This is a genomic window from Parachryseolinea silvisoli, assembly GCF_021190955.1.
Taxonomy (GTDB): domain Bacteria; phylum Bacteroidota; class Bacteroidia; order Cytophagales; family Cyclobacteriaceae; genus Ohtaekwangia; species Ohtaekwangia silvisoli.
The window spans coordinates 356,168-373,768 of the sequence record NZ_JAIOAO010000006.1; the positions used below are offsets into that span (position 1 = coordinate 356,168).

Annotated in this window: 18 protein-coding genes; 11 read left to right on the forward strand and 7 right to left on the reverse strand. The window is 52.3% G+C overall.

Annotated features, from left to right (window positions below):
- Positions 1-74: 74 nt before the first annotated feature.
- The 6 genes from ccsA to K7P01_RS29060 form a co-directional block, all read right to left on the reverse strand.
- Positions 75-2,609, reverse strand: coding sequence for a cytochrome c biogenesis protein CcsA (gene ccsA / locus K7P01_RS29035; RefSeq protein WP_267298093.1), 2,535 nt, complete (start codon positions 2,607-2,609; stop codon positions 75-77).
- A gap of 72 nt (positions 2,610-2,681) precedes the next feature.
- On the reverse strand, positions 2,682-3,086 hold the full coding sequence (locus K7P01_RS29040; RefSeq protein ID WP_267298094.1) for a cytochrome c maturation protein CcmE: 405 nt from the start codon (positions 3,084-3,086) through the stop codon (positions 2,682-2,684).
- Positions 3,087-3,195: 109 nt separating this feature from the next.
- Positions 3,196-3,417 (reverse strand): CcmD family protein, encoded by a 222-nt coding sequence (locus K7P01_RS29045; RefSeq protein ID WP_267298095.1) that lies wholly within the window; start codon positions 3,415-3,417, stop codon positions 3,196-3,198.
- Positions 3,407-4,078 carry a cytochrome c biogenesis protein gene (locus K7P01_RS29050; RefSeq protein WP_267298096.1) on the reverse strand — a complete coding sequence of 224 codons (672 nt, stop codon included), beginning with the start codon at positions 4,076-4,078 and terminating at the stop codon, positions 3,407-3,409. Before K7P01_RS29050 ends, K7P01_RS29045 begins: the two co-directional genes overlap by 11 nt.
- A 20-nt stretch (positions 4,079-4,098) precedes the next feature.
- Positions 4,099-4,755 (reverse strand): heme exporter protein CcmB, encoded by a 657-nt coding sequence (locus tag K7P01_RS29055; protein ID WP_267298097.1) that lies wholly within the window; start codon positions 4,753-4,755, stop codon positions 4,099-4,101.
- A 6-nt stretch (positions 4,756-4,761) separates the two neighbouring features.
- Complete coding sequence (locus tag K7P01_RS29060; protein WP_267298098.1) at positions 4,762-5,574, reverse strand: Wzz/FepE/Etk N-terminal domain-containing protein; 813 nt, start codon at positions 5,572-5,574, stop codon at positions 4,762-4,764.
- An 84-nt stretch (positions 5,575-5,658) separates the two neighbouring features.
- Between K7P01_RS29060 and K7P01_RS29065 the strand changes: the two genes are divergently transcribed.
- From K7P01_RS29065 to K7P01_RS29090, 6 genes are read left to right on the forward strand one after another with little or no spacing between them, the layout of a single operon-like run.
- Positions 5,659-6,684: an NAD-dependent epimerase gene (locus K7P01_RS29065; protein ID WP_267298099.1), complete on the forward strand. Its 1,026-nt coding sequence runs from the start codon at positions 5,659-5,661 to the stop codon at positions 6,682-6,684.
- A 6-nt stretch (positions 6,685-6,690) separates the two neighbouring features.
- Positions 6,691-7,941, forward strand: coding sequence for a nucleotide sugar dehydrogenase (locus K7P01_RS29070; protein ID WP_267298100.1), 1,251 nt, complete (start codon positions 6,691-6,693; stop codon positions 7,939-7,941).
- Positions 7,942-7,951: 10 nt separating this feature from the next.
- Positions 7,952-9,076: a DegT/DnrJ/EryC1/StrS family aminotransferase gene (locus K7P01_RS29075; protein ID WP_267298101.1), complete on the forward strand. Its 1,125-nt coding sequence runs from the start codon at positions 7,952-7,954 to the stop codon at positions 9,074-9,076.
- Positions 9,077-9,081: 5 nt separating this feature from the next.
- A complete protein-coding gene (locus tag K7P01_RS29080) occupies positions 9,082-9,675 on the forward strand; it encodes an acyltransferase (protein ID WP_267298102.1) in 594 nt (197 codons plus the stop codon).
- The gene (locus tag K7P01_RS29085; RefSeq protein ID WP_267298103.1) at positions 9,672-10,580 is read left to right on the forward strand and encodes a Gfo/Idh/MocA family protein; all 909 of its coding nucleotides are present in this window, start codon (positions 9,672-9,674) and stop codon (positions 10,578-10,580) included. Before K7P01_RS29080 ends, K7P01_RS29085 begins: the two co-directional genes overlap by 4 nt.
- Before the next feature lie 6 nt (positions 10,581-10,586).
- Positions 10,587-11,351, forward strand: coding sequence for a PorT family protein (locus K7P01_RS29090; RefSeq protein ID WP_267298104.1), 765 nt, complete (start codon positions 10,587-10,589; stop codon positions 11,349-11,351).
- On the opposite strand, the gene K7P01_RS29095 is transcribed toward K7P01_RS29090, so the two are convergent.
- On the reverse strand, positions 11,321-12,322 hold the full coding sequence (locus tag K7P01_RS29095; RefSeq protein WP_267298105.1) for a polysaccharide deacetylase family protein: 1,002 nt from the start codon (positions 12,320-12,322) through the stop codon (positions 11,321-11,323). The two genes, K7P01_RS29090 and K7P01_RS29095, sit on opposite strands and share 31 nt — an antisense overlap.
- Before the next feature lie 106 nt (positions 12,323-12,428).
- On the opposite strand from K7P01_RS29095, the gene pseB reads away from it, so the two are divergent.
- From pseB to K7P01_RS29120, 5 genes are read left to right on the forward strand one after another with little or no spacing between them, the layout of a single operon-like run.
- Complete coding sequence (gene pseB, locus K7P01_RS29100) at positions 12,429-13,439, forward strand: UDP-N-acetylglucosamine 4,6-dehydratase (inverting) (protein ID WP_267298106.1); 1,011 nt, start codon at positions 12,429-12,431, stop codon at positions 13,437-13,439.
- Positions 13,436-14,314 carry an aldo/keto reductase gene (locus tag K7P01_RS29105; protein ID WP_267298107.1) on the forward strand — a complete coding sequence of 293 codons (879 nt, stop codon included), beginning with the start codon at positions 13,436-13,438 and terminating at the stop codon, positions 14,312-14,314. Before pseB ends, K7P01_RS29105 begins: the two co-directional genes overlap by 4 nt.
- A gap of 44 nt (positions 14,315-14,358) precedes the next feature.
- Positions 14,359-15,510 carry a UDP-4-amino-4,6-dideoxy-N-acetyl-beta-L-altrosamine transaminase gene (gene pseC / locus K7P01_RS29110; RefSeq protein ID WP_267298108.1) on the forward strand — a complete coding sequence of 384 codons (1,152 nt, stop codon included), beginning with the start codon at positions 14,359-14,361 and terminating at the stop codon, positions 15,508-15,510.
- Between the two features lie 45 nt (positions 15,511-15,555).
- Positions 15,556-16,314 (forward strand): glycosyltransferase family protein, encoded by a 759-nt coding sequence (locus K7P01_RS29115; RefSeq protein WP_267298109.1) that lies wholly within the window; start codon positions 15,556-15,558, stop codon positions 16,312-16,314.
- Positions 16,311-17,600 (forward strand): aminotransferase class III-fold pyridoxal phosphate-dependent enzyme, encoded by a 1,290-nt coding sequence (locus K7P01_RS29120; protein ID WP_267298110.1) that lies wholly within the window; start codon positions 16,311-16,313, stop codon positions 17,598-17,600. Before K7P01_RS29115 ends, K7P01_RS29120 begins: the two co-directional genes overlap by 4 nt.
- Position 17,601: the final 1 nt, after the last annotated feature.

Genomic DNA, 17,601 nt, shown 5'->3' on the forward strand with positions numbered 1-17,601 from the left:
CGGACAGAGCTTAACATAAAAGCATTGGCACCACTGGTGTAACAGTAGTGCCATGTACGGTATTGCGATGCTGATTACTCCTGGCCCTTTGCTTTCATCTTGATGAACTCGCGGAAGCGACGCACCATGGCGATACCAAAGCCTAACATCAGTACGAGGGTCCCGATCCACAGGATGTTGATGAAGGGTTTCTCCATGGCTTTGATAATGACCCAATCCTTTTGCCGGGTGTTGGCACCAATGATGAAGGTGTTGGTCTCCGGACGAATGTTGACCAGTGTAAAGCGCAGTCCCAGGTCGTTGATTTCGTCGGGAATGTAGGCCACCAGTTTATCCCTGATGAGAAAGATCGGCTCGGCTACATACTGGCCATGTTCGCCCTGTACTTTAATATGCGCCTTCACGGCTACGTCCTGATCCCGCAACGTAACGCCTTCTACGGTGTTGACTCGTTCTACCGATTCGAGCACAGTGACATAGTCGTTGGCAAAAAACTGTTGCCCCTGACTAACGGTATCTTGCTGCAGCGGGCTCCACTCGGTTTCTTCGTCGGGATTCATGACCGACGACACGTGCGTGTACAGATCGGCGCTGACGGTTCGGTAGATATCGGGTGACGCGAGCATGCCGCCCATCTCCGGATTGATCTGTGCTCGCGGATAGAGGGCATAGGTCTTCCCGTTCTTGCGAAGCTGAATTTCGTAGTAGGTGTCTTCGCCTTTTATGCCAATGGTATCACCGGCATTGTATGCCACGCCGCCGAGGTTCTGCGGAATTTTGGTAATGACGAGGTCTTTGTCGAGGGTCTTGGCCACATCACTGCGGCGCACATAGCCCGCGTGGTAACGCGGTGAGAGGCGCTCGCCCATATACTCGATGTCATAGCCCCACATGGTGCGGGGTTCGTTGATAAAGAGAATGAGGTTGTCGCGATTAAACTCGTCGCTGAAATCTTTGGAGATCATCATGCCCGTGTTGTTCAGCGACACCACTCTTGAGTAGCCGGCCGAGAACATGACACCGATGAGCATCAGTCCGACGCCGATGTGCGCTACGGCGCCACCCGACAGGCCGGCACTTGTGCGGAGGAGCTGAATGCCAATTTTTATATTGGCACAGATGGTAAACAACCCGGTCAGCAACATCAGCACGTACCGAATGTCAAATACCTGGCGGACGTTGACAATGACGAGCGTTGCCAGCAATGCTACCACAAAGGGTATAAAGAGCTGTTGCATCCAGGTCTTCAGGTCGATCTTTTTCCACCAGAGAAACTGTACGGCGCCTGAGAGGGTGGCAATGACGATAGCAAACCACACCTGAAACTTAGAATAGAAGGTAATCTGATCGCCAGGAGGGGCCAGTGAAGATTTGATGCCGAACAATCCAACAAATTGATTCCACACCGGGAACGACGTGGGGATCAACACCTGGAAGGCCATGAAGCATAGCGTGATCACACCGATGAAGATCCAGAACTCGCGGGAGTATACCGCTGCCTCCTCTTTGCTTGACGGTATTTCGCGCCAGCGTACAATCGCCAACACAATAGCCGCAACGGCAAAGAACAGCAGGTAAGTCAGGAGCTGGCCTGACAGGCCCAGGTCGGTAAAAGAGTGCACCGATGTATCGCCCAGCACGCCACTGCGCGTCAGGAATGTGGAGTATAAGATCAGGACGAACGTCGCGATGGCCAGTATGACGGAGGCCTTCAACGCGGTCTCGCTATTCTTGTATGAGATCATGGTATGGATGGCACCGACCAGCACAAGCCAGGGTACATATACTCCGTTTTCCACGGGGTCCCAGTTCCAGTAGCCGCCGAAGTTGAGTGTCTCATACGCCCAGTAGCCGCCCATCAGGATGCCGAGGCCGAGTATGGCGGCGCTAAACAGCGCCCATGGCAGCGCGGGGCGAATCCATTCGCGGTATTTCTTAAACCACAGACCGGCGATACAAAACGAGAAGGGTACCAGCGTCGTGGCAAAGCCGAGAAACAAGGTGGGCGGGTGAATGACCATCCAGTAGTTTTGCAGCAGCGGATTGAGGCCGGTGCCGTCTTCGGGAATGTAGTTGGGGTTGGTCTTAAAGATGGGCGCGTCTTGCATTACTTCGCGCAGGAGGATAAACGGCGAGCTACCGATCTTTACCGCGATGCCCGGCAGCACGACACCGAGGATCATTGACGCCAGGAAGGCCTGCACGAGGGCAAACACGGTCATGACGGGGGCTTCCCAGAATTTGTTAGTATGGATCAATACGATACCGAGCAGCGCCTGCCAGAACATCCATAGTAGAAAGCTTCCCTCCTGCCCGTTCCAGAAGGTGGAGATGAGGTAGTCGGTCGACAGTTTTTTATCGGAGTGGCTGTACGCGTAGTGGTATTCAAAGTAGTGCTGGCAGATAATGACGAACAACATCACGCAAATGCCGACGGTGGCCAGGGCATGCAGGTAGTAGCCCGTGCGGCCGTTAACGACCCAGGCGTTTTTGTTGTGGAGGTCTTTGATACTGGCAGCGCGGAAGTATGAAAAGGCCGCGGCGATGGCCGTGACAAATGACGTAATGACAAAGAAGTGACCGAGGTTACCAACCCAATAGTGCATCATGATATTGCCGTAGCGATTTGACGAAAAAAGAAAATAATAGCGCGGCCCAACCGAAAGTTATGCCGCATGCCCTTATGCATTGATACTTTGCTCCTGGTATTTAGAGGGGCATTTCAGAATGATCTTGCTGGCTTTAAAGCGTTCGCCTGCATAACTGCCGACGATCACCACTTTTTCGGATTTAAGCATGTCGGCCGGCATGGGCTCGTCGTACTCCACCCGCTGTTCTTTGCCGGCGTCGTCTACCAGGACGAACGAGAACGATACCCGGTCGGCGCCTTCTTCAATCCCTACGATATGACCGCCGGCATCTTTTTTCAGCTGGCCGACCACGTGTATGTCTTTTGTCTTACCGGCGGATGCCAGTTTGTACGCCTCGTCGAAATTCACGTATGTGCTGGCATCGCCGGCGGTGCTCACCATGATACCGATGGCGACGGCGATGACCACTATGATTAAAATGTGCGATTTCTTCATAATTCCCTCCTCCCTTTCAAAGGCAGCGCAAAATTAGACACAAAAGCCTAGAATGTAAGGGAATTTCAACTGAAAAAAGTCAGTCGGGGAATGGCGGTGTTGTGCGGTTTTAGCGCTGTCTATCAGAAAGTTGCTTTTCGAGACGCGATACTTTGCGGTCCATCAGCACGAGGTATACAATCAGACCGATGAGTATGATCAGAATAATGCCGACGACCACATAGATCTTTCCTTCCGACCGCATGGTGTCGGCCATTTCAACATCCGCCTGGGCTTGAGCCGTGAGGATGATAAATAAAGACAGGAGGGTGGTCAGGAGCTTATTTTTCATCTTCTATGTCTATTATAGTTTCTTCCACGGTTTTGAGTCGGATGCGCAGGGAGGTGATCCAGAGGCCGATCAGAATCCAACCTGCCACGGCGGGATAAAAGACCATCCGCATGCGGTAGTCCAATTCGTAGGCGTTAAAACCGGGATTACCGCCACTACCGGGGTGCATGGAGCTTGTCATGCGGGGGATCACAAATATGAGCGGGATCATGGCCGCAAAGGCAAAGATATTATAGACAGCGCTGAGGCGGGCGCGTTGCTCCTGATTGTCGAGTGAGCCGCGCAGCACGAAGTAGGCCAGGTACACCAGCAGGGCGATGGCCGCGCCGTTTTGCTTCGGGTCGCCGTGCCACGGTGAGCCCCACGTGTAGTTGGCCCACAGCATGCCGGTAAAAATGCCCAATATGCCAAATACGGTGCCTACGTTGGCATATTCCAGCACTTTGCGATCCAATTCGGGTGACGGGTTGCGCAGGTAGCGGACGGCATAATAGACCGACATGGTAAATAAGAAGGTCATGCCAAACCACATGGGAACGTGGAAGTACAAGGCCCGGACTGTTTCGTTCAGAATGTTCAGCCGGGGAACCTCGGCCAGGAGGCCCGCCGTGTGTACATATAGCAACAAGCAGATTCCCAGTATTTTAACCCAATTCTTCATGCCCGCTTTTCAAAGGTCTGTTAGCTGCGCCAAATATACGGGAAGAGCAAATACGCCAGCGCGGTGAGGATACAATTAATTGCCAGCAGGTTGAGCAGCTCGTCCAGACTGGCACTGCGGTCGATGCCGTCCAGTACGTTTTTGGTCAGGCGGATGGCCATCAGCAAGATGGCAATGACCACGGGAAAGCTGAGCACGGCCATCAGGATGTGGCTGTTGTTGGCCTTGGCGGCAATGCCCGAGATGAGCGTCAGCGCAGAGGAAAACCCCATCGACGTCAATAGCAATGTCAGTAAAAAGTAGAGCGTGTCTTGTACCGGGTTGTCGATGAAGAGGGCAAACAGCCCATAGCCCGTGAACGATAATACCAGGCAGAGCAATGTGTTGTACAGAATCTTCGAGAGGATTACAACCTGGGGGCTAGCCAACGTGTAATAATAGATGGAGACACCCCGCTTCTCGCCAATGAAGCTTTTGGCAACGCTGTTCACCACCGAGAAGAGAATGGCCAGCCAGAACAGCGCCGACCAGGTAGCTTCGTTGATGGAGTTCTGCCGCAGGCTGAAAGTAAGGTAGCAAATGAAGATGAGGCTGAACATGTACAGGCCTATGCCCGAGATCACCGCCTTGCGGCGCAGCTCGAGCATAAATTCTTTTCGTATGAGTGTCAGCAGCATGCCGGCTTATTCGTTCAGTGAGCGGTTGTACTTATTGAAATACTGTACAAACATGATGAATACGAACAGGAAGAAACCGCCTATAATGCCCATGATGCAGGTGATGGTGCGCGGTAGCCTGGAGTCTTTCATAAGCGAGCCAAAGCCTTTGGTCAGGTGTACGTTGGCAATATCTTGTAACCGGAGCTCACGCTGTGTGCGATCTTCGTATAGCTCTACCGTTTTGGAGAACAGCGATGCCGGGTTGATGTACCCGGCCATGGCTCTGCTGTCCGATTGCCGGCGGATGCCGTCGAGTGTGACAATCTCCGAGTCGAGCTTGGCGATCATTTTATGATGTAAGAGTTCCTGCCGCTTACGGTTTTGCACGACGGGGTCAATGGAATTCATGTAACGCATCAATTTCTTTTCCAGCGACGGGAAGATGGAAGGGTCTGTCACCTCGGCCGTGATCTTTAGAAAAATCACTTCCCGGTCAATGACTACTTCGTTGCGAACGGGAATCCGTTCGATCTTGCTATCTACTGTGAACTTCAGGTTTATGAGGCGCCTGGCCTCCTCCATGGTGAGTCCGGGCATGATAGAGTCTGCTGCTTCGAGCTCCTTTACGATAAACTCCGCCTCGTTCTTGCTGATCAGGTCGGTGGAGACCATCATGCTGGACGAATATTTGTCCTGTGCATTAAAAGAGATGAGTAGTGCGATGGCCGCGCCCGCCAGGGGCAGCGCAATGAAAAGCGCCAGGTGTCGTTTTATGCTTCGATAAGCTTTGGCCAAAAGCTCCATCAGGTCAATCTCGTCAGACAGGTTTTTATCCATTGGGATGTAATGAGGGTGCAAGTTTAGCAGATTTTTAATATTACCTCAAATTCGCTTACTTTGGCGCTGTTTTAACGAAAAATAATGACATCTCAACACAAAGTGCTGGTGACCGGCGCGGCCGGCTTCATCGGGTTTCACTTGTCGCAAAAACTCATCAAACGGGGCTTCCAGGTAATCGGGATCGACAATGTAAACGATTATTATGACGTAAATCTGAAGCTTTCACGTCTGGCCATACTGAAGGTTCTGCCCGCTTTTACATTTATTCAGGCCAACCTGCACGACCAGAAAGCCATCTACCAGATCTTTTCGGAGCAAAAGCCGGACTATGTGGTAAATCTGGCTGCCCAGGCGGGTGTACGGTATTCGTTGGTTAACCCCCACGCATACCTGGAAAGCAACCTGCACGGGTTTCTAAATATTTTGGAGGCTTGCCGGCACAATCAGGTGAAACACCTGGTGTATGCTTCTTCCAGCTCGGTATACGGCGCCAACACCAAGATGCCGTTCTCGGTGCACCACAACGTCGACCACCCGATCTCGCTGTATGCGGCGTCGAAGAAGTCGAACGAATTGATGGCGCACACGTACTCCGTGCTGTTCAACCTGCCCACTACGGGTCTTCGCTTCTTTACGGTATACGGTCCGTATGGCCGTCCGGACATGGCGTTGTTTATCTTTACCAAAGCCATCATCGAAGGCAAGCCTATCGACGTTTACAACCAGGGCAAGATGCGCCGCGACTTCACGTACGTGGACGATATTGTGGAGAGCATCAGCCGCCTGACCACACATATCCCTGTTCCTAACCCAGAATGGAACGGCATGGAGCCCGACCCGGCAACCAGCTTTGCTCCTTATCGTATCTACAACATCGGCAACAACAGCCCGACCGAGCTGCTGTATTTCATTGAAGTAATCGAACAAAAGCTGGGCAAAAAAGCGATCAAGAACCTGATGCCGATCCAGGACGGCGACGTGCCGGCGACCTTTGCCGACGTGGACGACCTGATGCGGGCAGTAGATTTTAAGCCGTCTACGCCGATCGAGGAAGGCATTGGCAATTTCATCGAGTGGTATAAAGAGTATTATAAAATTAGCTTATAAAAAAACATGGAGAAGATCGGTATCATTGGACTTGGTTATGTAGGGTTACCGTTGGCAGTAGAGTTTGGCAAGAAGTTACAAGTAGTTGGTTTTGACATCAACCAGGACAGAATCGCTGAGCTCCGCAAGGGTCACGACCGCACGCTGGAGGTAGAATCGGAAGAGCTGAAGAGCTCGAAAGGTCTCAGCTTTTCGTCGGAAACCAACGACCTGAAAGATGTTAACTATTTCGTTATCACGGTTCCTACACCTGTCGACGAGTTTAAGACGCCTGACCTGCGCCCACTGCAAAGCGCCAGCAAGACCGTTGGCAGCGTGCTGAAGAAAGGTGACATCGTTATCTATGAGTCTACTGTATACCCTGGCTGTACCGAGGAAGTCTGTGTGCCCGTACTGGAGAAAGTAAGCGGTCTGAAGTTCAATGTAGACTTCTTCTGCGGCTACTCGCCCGAGCGTATCAACCCCGGTGACAAGCAGCACCGCCTTCCTACGATTAAGAAAGTAACCAGTGGCAGCACTCCTGAAATTGCGGAAAAAGTTGACCAACTGTATAAAAAAATCATCACTGCCGGCACACACAAAGCGTCGTCGCTGAAGGTTGCAGAAGCAGCGAAAGTAATTGAGAACTCCCAGCGCGACATCAACATTGCGTTCGTGAACGAGCTGGCCCTGATCTTCGAACGGATCGGCATCGACACGCACGAGGTATTGGAAGCTGCCGGCACGAAATGGAACTTCCTGCCTTACAAGCCTGGTCTGGTAGGTGGTCACTGTATTGGTGTTGACCCTTACTACCTGACGTACAAGGCTGACAGCCTGGGCTACCATCCGCAGGTGATCCTGGCGGGTCGTCGCATCAACGACAACATGGGCGTTTACATCGCCAACAATATCATCAAGCTGATGGCGCAACACGAGTTGCCTATCCATAAAGCTAACGTGCTGATCCTGGGTATCACCTTCAAGGAGAACTGCCCTGACATCCGCAACAGCAAGGTGGTGGACGTGATCCGTGAGCTGCAAAGCTTTGGTACAAATATCGACATCTACGATCCGCAGGCCGACGCTGCTGAAGTGAAGCACGAGTATGGCCTGACGCTGGTCGGCAAACCTGACAAAAAGTATCACGCCGTGGTATTGGCTGTAAGCCACCAGGAGTTTAAAGAACTCGACCTGGCGGGCCTGAGCCACCCAAAAGCGGTGGTGTATGATGTGAAAGGTTTTCTCGACAAGTCGAAGATCACCGCTCGTCTGTGATGCGATAGCCATGGAAAAAATTCAAATGGTTGATCTGCACCGGCAGTATGCCCGGATCAAACCCGAGATTGACCATGCTATTGAAAAAGTCTTAACTTCTACCGCGTTCATTCAGGGGCCCGACGTGCAGGAATTTGCCCGTGCACTGGGGCACTACCTGGATGTACGCGCGGTCATACCGTGTGCCAACGGTACCGATGCACTCCAGATTGCCATGATGGCACTCGGCTTCAAGCCGGGTGATGAGATCATTCTTCCGGTCCACACGTACGTGGCGACGGCAGAGGTCATTGCCTTGCTGGGATTGACGCCGGTCTTTGCAGAAGTACGGGGCGATTCGTTTACGATCGACCCCGAGCGGTTAGAGGAGAAGATTACGTCGCGCACAGTAGCTATTGTACCGGTGCACCTATACGGCCAGTGCGCCGACATGGCGCCGCTGCTGCGCATCGCTCAAAAACATAACCTGCATATAATAGAAGACGCTGCCCAGGCCCTGGGTGCGGACTATGCCTTTCCGGATAAGCGTGTTAAGAAGGCGGGGACCATCGGCACCATTGGTACTACGTCGTTCTTTCCTTCGAAAAACCTGGGATGTTACGGCGACGGCGGCGCCATCTTTACCAACGACGAGACGCTGGCCACGAAGATCAAGATGATCGCCAACCACGGCCAGCAGGTAAAATATCATCATGACCTGGTGGGCGTGAACAGCCGGCTGGATACACTGCAGGCAGCGATCTTACAAGTGAAGCTGCCCTACCTGGACGACTATGCACGCCGGCGTAACGAGGTGGCCGCATTTTACGACCGCGTTTTAGCGAACGTGCCCCACGTGACGATACCGTGGCGGGCGCCGTATTCCACGCACGTGTTTCATCAATACACATTGCAGATCGGCAACGGCAAGCGCGATGCCCTCAAACAACACCTGGAGCAGCAGGGCATCCCTACGATGATTTATTACCCGGTGCCGCTCCATTTACAAAAGGCCTACCAGCAGCCCGATGCCGGACCGGGCACGTTTCCCCTGACCGAAAAGCTCTCTCAGACCGTTATTTCCCTGCCGATCCACACCGAAATGGAAGCCAGCCAATTGGAGTATATTGGCGACGCAATAACCCGATTTTTTTAAATCTTATGAGCACCCCCGCATACTTTGCGCACCCTTCCGCCGTGATCGACGAGGGGTGCACGATTGGTGAAGGCACCAAAATATGGCATTTTTCGCATATCATGCCTGGTTGTACGATTGGCGAGCACTGCAACATCGGCCAGAACGTGGTCATTTCGCCGGGCGTGCAGCTTGGAAAAAATGTTAAGGTGCAAAACAACGTTTCGATCTATACAGGTGTCCAATGTGAGGATGACGTCTTTTTGGGCCCATCCATGGTATTTACGAACGTGATCAATCCTCGCAGCGCTATTAACCGAAAAAGCGAATATGCCTCCACGCTGGTGAAAACGGGGGCCTCGATTGGGGCGAACGCCACCATCGTGTGCGGCCATGACATTGGCCGTTTTGCCTTTATTGGCGCCGGCGCGGTCGTGACACGCAACGTGCCCGACTATGCGTTGGTAATGGGCAACCCGGCCCGCCAAACGGGCTGGATGAGCGAGTTTGGTCACAAGCTGAAGTTCAATGAAGAAGGCATCGCTACCTGCCCCGAAAGCAACGAACGTTACAGCCTGCAACAAGGGAAAGTTCAAAAACTGACGCCGCCGGCCGTATGAAACGTTTTGCCCTGATCGGTGCCGCCGGCTTTATTGCGCCCCGCCACCTGAAAGCCATCAAAGATACCGGCAATACGCTGGTCGCCGCCCTTGACAAACACGACAATGTCGGCGTACTCGATTCCTATTTTCCAGACACCAATTTCTTTACCGAGTTCGAGCGATTTGACCGACATCTCGATAAGCTGAAACGCAAAGACGAGCCGGTAGAAATTATCTCGATCTGTTCTCCGAATTATCTTCACGACTCGCATATACGCTATGCGTTGCGCTACGGCGCCGATGCTATTTGTGAAAAGCCACTGGTGCTTAGTCCGTGGAACGTAGACGCTCTGGCCGAGATTCAGCAAGAGACCGGCCGGCGTATTTATACCATTCTCCAACTGCGCCTGCACCCCAGCATCATCGCCCTGCGCGAGCAAGTGCGCCAGGCGCCGAAAGACAAAGTATACGACATCGATCTGCAGTATATCACTTCGCGTGGTAACTGGTATCATTCGAGCTGGAAGGGCGACCTGTCGAAGTCGGGGGGGATTGCCACCAACATTGGCGTGCACTTCTTCGACATGCTGATTTGGATTTTTGGCGCGGTGAAAGATGTGCGGGTAAGCCGCCTGACGCAAGATTCCGCGGCGGGCTATTTGGAGCTGGCGCAAGCGCGTGTGCACTGGATGCTGAGCATTGATGCCAACGACCTGCCGGTGGATGTAAAAGCCTCTGGTAAAAGAACCTTCCGATCGTTGACGATGGAGGGAAAAGAAATTGAATTCAGTGAGGGGTTTACTGACCTCCACACGGCAAGCTATGCCGACGTCATCGCCGGAAACGGCTTTGGGTTGGAAGATGCGCGCGCAGCGATCGAGGTCACGCATCAGATCCGAAGCCTTACCCCTTCTCAGTTGTAAAAGTTTATGAAAACACGGAACGGGTTTGTGTCTTTTTTATTCGTGATAGGTTGCATCGTTCCGGGCCTCTCGCAGACGTATCGTTCCAGCGTGACCGCAGGCGTGTTGTATGATCAGGTCATTGATCAGGCACTGCCCTCGTACCTCTCCGTACGCGGCGGTGTTTACAAGCTTCATACCGAACGAGTCAAGACCAAAACCAATCCGACGTTGGGTTTTACAGTTGGCTATCAGGTCAACCGAAGTATTAGCAAACGTATTGAGCTTTATAGTGGATTATCTTTTTCCCTTCGGAAACTGGAGTATGAATATACCGATCGCTCGCTGCTCGCGCAGAACCCACGTCCTCCGCGGTGGGACCGTCGCTCGCTGCACATCGAAGTAAAAAAAACATTCTCCTCGGTGACGCTGCCGATCGGCGCGCTGATCCACTTGAACAAACATTTCTTTGTCGACTTTGGCGGCCGTGTCAATATGACATTGGGCGACAGCGACAAAAAGACCTGTGATAAAGACTTACGGTATAAGCTCAACATCCTGCAAACTCAGAGCCCGAACAAGATCGGTGTAGACGTTTCCGGTGGTGCCGGCTATACCGTGGGACGGAGTACGATCTCCATAAAATATTTATATGGCGTAACACCGCTGTTTCCTGTGGTGGACAATGCTTACGATCAGCTGATTCCGAGTAAACTCAACTTTTCATCGTTGATGCTCTCTTATAACATCAACATCGATGGCTATTTTTTTCGCAAGCGGAAGGTAGATTGAGAGAGAGTTTCCACGTATAGGCTGCCGTCTTTGTCATAGGCTACCGGTGCGGTGTTTGCCTCGGCAATGACCTGATATTCGTTCAGGCTTACGCCGGGTATCGATACCGTAAGGGGCATGTCGAACACGTCTTGCGGCAAGTCGTTGGAAAGTTGTACGACGATATCGCCGTCGGCGTTGGTGACGCGCAGACGGGTATTGATACGCTCGATTTTATACTTCGCCAGGCGCTCGAATGTATCGATATAAATGTCATCGTTCGGGGCTACGTAGTCGAAAAGCTTCGTAAAAAACTCGTGGGTGAGTGGTTGCGGGCAATCGTCAATGCCGTGTGCGGTGGTTACGATCCAGTCGCGCTCCTGCAATGCCTGGTCGATCTGGTGCTTGAACATGTCGACCTCTTCGAGGGAAATCATGTTGCAGAACCCAGGGGGCGATATTTTAGTGGCATAGTACTTGCGAAAGACGAGCTTGTCGACGAGGGCACTTGTACTGTGATAGGGATGACCGAATGAGAACGGAGCTTTTCCGATGTAATGTTCGATCATACTATAGCTGGAATCTATCTCGGTCTTGAGGAAGGTGGAGTCCGGAATAGTGCCCATGGATTGGTGCGTGAGGGAGTGGCTGGCGATCTCATGTCCTGCTTCGTGCAATGCTTTCCATTGAGACCATTCGCCGTTTTGTTCAGCTTTGGAGGTAATAATAAAGAACGTCCCCTGGAGGTTATACTGGTCGAGCAGGGGAACGATTTTGGTAAAGGTTGACGCACAGCCATCGTCCCAGGTAAACGATAGGGCTGCCGTTTTGTCTTTGGGATAGCGGGCAATGACCACGCCAGACGTTTCATCGTCACTATCGCAGGAACTCCCAAAGAAAATCGGCAAAACGAGGGTCATCAAGAAGATTATACCAACGGAACCACGTCTTTTTGTCGGGGGCAGACCTCCTATTTCTACAATCTTTTTCATCTTATCCGGCCAGATGTTTAACGATGCAATTTTTAACTGTATTTACACTGATAATCAAACTGTAGCATGTTAAACTTTTGCTAAATTTGCACCTTATTTTACAAGGATGTTAAACGGCAAAAGTATCTTAATTACAGGTGGAACGGGATCATTCGGAAAGAAATTTGTTGAAATGGTCCTGCAGAAGTATCCCAACGTCAAAAAACTGATCGTATACTCCCGGGACGAGCTGAAACAATTCGAAATGTCGCAGACATTTCCGGAGTCGAAGTACCCCGCGATGCGTTACTTCATCGGCGACGTACGCGATGGCGAACGTCTGCGTCGTGCCTGTGAAGGTGTAGACACCATCATTCACGCTGCGGCCCTGAAGCAAGTGCCCGCGGCGGAGTATAATCCGATGGAATGTATCAAAACCAACATCATCGGTGCTGAGAATGTCATCAACGCGGCAATGGACGCAGGTGTAAAAGACGTTGTAGCGCTATCGACCGACAAGGCTGCTGCTCCGATCAATTTATACGGTGCGACCAAGCTGTGTTCGGATAAGCTGTTTGTGGCGGCCAACAACTTCAAGGGCGCACGCAAGCTGAAGTTCTCGGTCGTACGGTATGGTAACGTGATGGGCTCACGCGGGTCTGTTATTCCGTTCTTCCTCGAAAAGCGTAACAGCGGCGTACTACCGATCACGGACGTGAATATGACTCGCTTCAACATTTCGCTGGAAGACGGCGTGGAGCTGGTGCTTTTTGCACACGAGCATGCGCTGGGTGGTGAGATCTTTGTACCGAAGATTCCCTCATACCGCATTACCGAGCTGGCAGAAGCTATCGGTCCGAAGTGCAAGCAAGAGATTGTCGGCATTCGCCCGGGTGAAAAGATCCACGAAGAAATGATTACCAAGTCGGATTCATTCTTTACCGTAGACCTGAATCACTATTATGCGATCCTGCCGCAGAGCCCGGGGTGGAACATAGACGAGTATCTCGTGAACCGGAAAGCGAAGAAAGTGGAGCCTGGCTTCGAATATAATTCAGGCACCAACACCGAGTGGCTAAGCGTAGAGCAGCTGCGTAAGCTGATTCGCGATTACCTGGATCCAAATTTCGTTGCTTGAGCAAGCTGACGCTACACCACAAGATCGGACTTGGCACCGTACAACTGGGACTGGCTTATGGCATTAATAACCCGGCCGGCAAGCCGGCGCAGCAGGAGGCATTTGCCATCCTGAACGAAGCGCACCGCAGTGGCATAACCCTGCTGGATACGGCCGATGCTTACGGCGACTCGCTGGATGTACTGGGAAGTTATATACGGACACACGGACAGAAGTCCTTTGTGATCGTCAACAAGTTTATACACACCGGTACATCCCTGGCTGAAAAGATGGAAGCGGGATTGAGCCGCCTGGGCACCACGCATCTGTACGGCTATATGTACCATCGCTTCCAGGACTATCGCGATGGGGCGTGCCGTGAAGAGCTGCAGGCATATAAAAAGAAAAAGGTTGTTGAAAAGGTCGGTGTCTCCCTCTATGACCTGCACGAACTGGAGCAGGCGGTGGGCGATCCGTTTGTCGACCTGATCCAGCTGCCGGTACACCCGTTTGATTTTTCGGCAGGAAAGAAAGAGTTGCTGCGCGAGGCCAAACGGCAAGGCAAGGAGATACACGTGCGGTCGGTCTTTTTCCAGGGCCTGTTTTTCAAAGACCCTGCGACATTGACCGGCAACCTGACGGTATTTCGCGAGCCTTTGATGGAGTTACAGGAAGTTGCCCGGCACCATCGCCTCGACATCCAAACGATGTGCCTCAATTATGCGTTACATAACGCAAGCATCGACAAGGTGATCATTGGTGTAGACAGCGCGGCGCAGCTTCAGAAAAACATGGCTTCGATCGTAGCGCAGTACCCGGACACCATTGCCGCCGCGTTGGAGTCGATCGTCATTACTACCCCGGAAGTACTAAACCCTTCCGCCTGGAAACCCTGATTAAAACTTTTGCATTACCCTTTATAACGAGCGGGAATATACATATGAAACCAATTCCTTACGGCAGACAACATATAACACTCCAGGACATCGACGCTGTTGTGGAGGCTCTGCAGGCCGACTTTCTGACACAGGGGCCGCGCATCAAAGAATTTGAAGACAAGTTTGCCGCCTATGTGGGTGCGCAGTATGCCGTGGCCGTGGCCAACGGTACGGCTGCCCTGCATCTGTGTACGCTGGCCCTGGATGTAACCCCAGGACAGAAAGTTATTACTACTCCCATCACGTTTGCCGCTTCCGCGAACTGCGTGCGGTATTGTGGTGGTGACGTTGAGTTTGAAGATATCGACAGCGCCACGGTGTTGCTGGATGTAGAACGTGTACGTCAAAAGCTTGCCGGGGCGCCGCGTGGTACATACCAGGGCATCATTCCGGTTGACTTTGCCGGGTACCCGGTAGACCTGGAGGCGTTCCGCAAGCTGGCCGACGAATATGGTCTCTGGATCATTGAAGATGCCTGCCACGCACCCGGTGGATATTTTACAGACAGCAAAGGTGTGAAGCAGATGTGCGGCAACGGCGCCTACGCCGAGCTGGCCATCTTTTCCTTTCACCCGGTAAAACATATTGCGTGTGGTGAAGGCGGTATGATCACCACCAACGACAAAGAGCTGTACGAAAAATTATTGCTGCTGCGTACACATGGTATTACCAAACGCCCAGACCTGTTGCATGAGAACCACGGCGACTGGTATTATGAAATGCAGGAACTGGGGTACAACTATCGCATTACGGATATGCAAAGCGCCCTGGGCATGTCCCAGCTGAGCCGTGCGGACGAAGGGCTGCAGAAACGTCACCAGATTGCACAACGGTATGATGCGGCGTTTAAAAACACCGCCGTGAAGTTTATTACGCCCGGCGCCGGTACATCGCATGCATACCACTTGTATGTTATCCAGGTGGAAAATCGCAAGGAGCTGTACGACGCGCTGAGGAAACACAACATCTTTGCACAGGTGCATTACATCCCGGTACACACCATGCCGTATTATCAGGAGCTGGGATATAAGAAAGGCAGCATGCCCAAGGCCGAGAAGTATTACGAGAAGTGCCTGAGCCTGCCGATGTTCCCTACGCTTACAGATACTGAGCAGCAGTATGTAATCGACACGGTACTACAGTACGCCAAATAGTATAGCGAGCCAGTCGGGTAGCCGGCTGCTTTTAACAGCGACAACATGAAAATAGTAGCGGTAACACAAGCACGGACCAGCTCTACGCGGCTGCCGGCCAAGGTGCTGATGAAGATTGGCAATGACACCCTGCTGGAGCTTCACCTGAAGCGTATTCTGAAATCAAAGAAGATCGATCAATTGATAGTGGCGACGACCACTAACCCGGAAGATGTGGCGATTGCCGACATCGCCAGAGGAATGGGGCTGGAATTTTACCGGGGCGATGTAGACGACGTACTGGACCGGTTCTACCGCGCGGTAGAAACCAAAGACGCCGACTACATCGTACGCCTGACATCGGACTGCCCGCTGATTGATGCCGAGCTGATCGACAAGGTTATTCAAAAGGCAATCGACGAGAAGCTCGACTACTGTTCCAACGTATTGACGCCGTCTTACCCTGACGGGCAGGACGTAGAGGTATTCCGGTTTGCTGCTTTGAAGAAGGCGTGGACGGAAGCCACCAAGAAGTCGGAGCGCGAGCATGTGACACCGTATATCTGGGGCAACTCCAGCTATAAGGGTGGCACGCTTTTCCAGTCCGGCAACTTCTCGGAGGGGTATGACTTCGAAGGATTGCGCATGACGATTGACGAGCAGCGCGACTTTGACCTGATCGAGCAACTGATCAACCGTGTCGGCACCGGGGAAACCTGGCTGACATATGCCAACTTCCTGACGAAGAACGACGACATCCGAAATATTAACCAGACTATTACCCGAAACGAGGGTTATACAAAATCTATAAATAACGAGTCATGAGCACGCGCTATAAGAAATCAGAAGAATACCTGGAACGGGCACTGAAGACGGTCCCCCTGGGCTCACAAACCTTCAGCAAAAGCAAAACCCAACTGCCCCTGAATGTATCGCCCTACTTCGCTTCGCGTGGTGACGGCGCCTACATGTGGGATGTGGACAACAACCGCTACATCGACTTCGTCAACAGCCTTTGCTCGCTGACGTTGGGGTATAACGATCCGGATGTTACCCAGGCAGTAACAGAGCAGTTGCAGAAGGGTACCATCTTTTCGGTGGCCCACGAGCTGGAGTTTTTAGTCGCTGAAGAAATCTGCAAAATGGTTCCTTGCGCCGAGATGGTTCGCTTTGGAAAGAATGGTTCGGATGCCACGGGTGGCGCTATTCGTTTGGCGCGCGCATATACCAAGCGCGATCACGTGCTGGTGTGTGGCTACCACGGCTGGCAAGACTGGTATATCGGCACCACGACGCGCGACCTGGGTGTGCCCACGTCCACGAAGGAGCTTACACACAAGTTTGCCTATAACGATATTCAATCCCTGAAGACCAAGCTGGAGGAGTTAAAGGGTCAGGTGGCGGCTGTAATCCTGGAACCGGTGAACGTGTTTCCTCCGGAGAACAATTTCCTGCAACAGGTGAAAGAGCTTACGCACCAACATGGCGCCGTGTTGGTTTTTGACGAGACGATTACCGGCTTCCGGTATGCCAACGGCGGTGCGCAAGAATTCTTTGGCGTGGTGCCCGACCTTGCCACTTTTGGCAAGGGATTGGCTAACGGGTATCCGGTATCGGCCGTTGCCGGTAAGGCCGAGATCATGAAGCTGATGGAAGATATTTTCTTCTCGTTCACCTTCGGCGGCGAGACGTTATCACTGGCGGCTTCGCTGGCTACGATGAAAAAGCTACAGCGGGAGCCCGTGATCGAGACGATGCGCAAGACGGGAGAGGCGATCATTTCGAAGCTGAACGCCCTCATTCAAGAATACAAGCTTGAGCACGTCATGAGTGTGGCGGGTTACCCGGTATGGTCGTTCCTGATGATCAAGGATACCGAGAAATACACTTCGTGGGAGCTGAAGACGCTCATTCTGCAAGAGATGTTTGCCAACGGTGTATTCTTTATCGGTACCCACAACGTGAGCTATGCGCACAGCGCCGACGACGTCGAGTACCTGATGGCTACGTACCGCATTTGCTTTGAGAAGATCAACGAAGCGCTGGCCAAGGGCAACCTGGCCGAGCAACTGCAGTGTACGCCGCTTAAACCGCTCTTTAAAGTACGCTAGT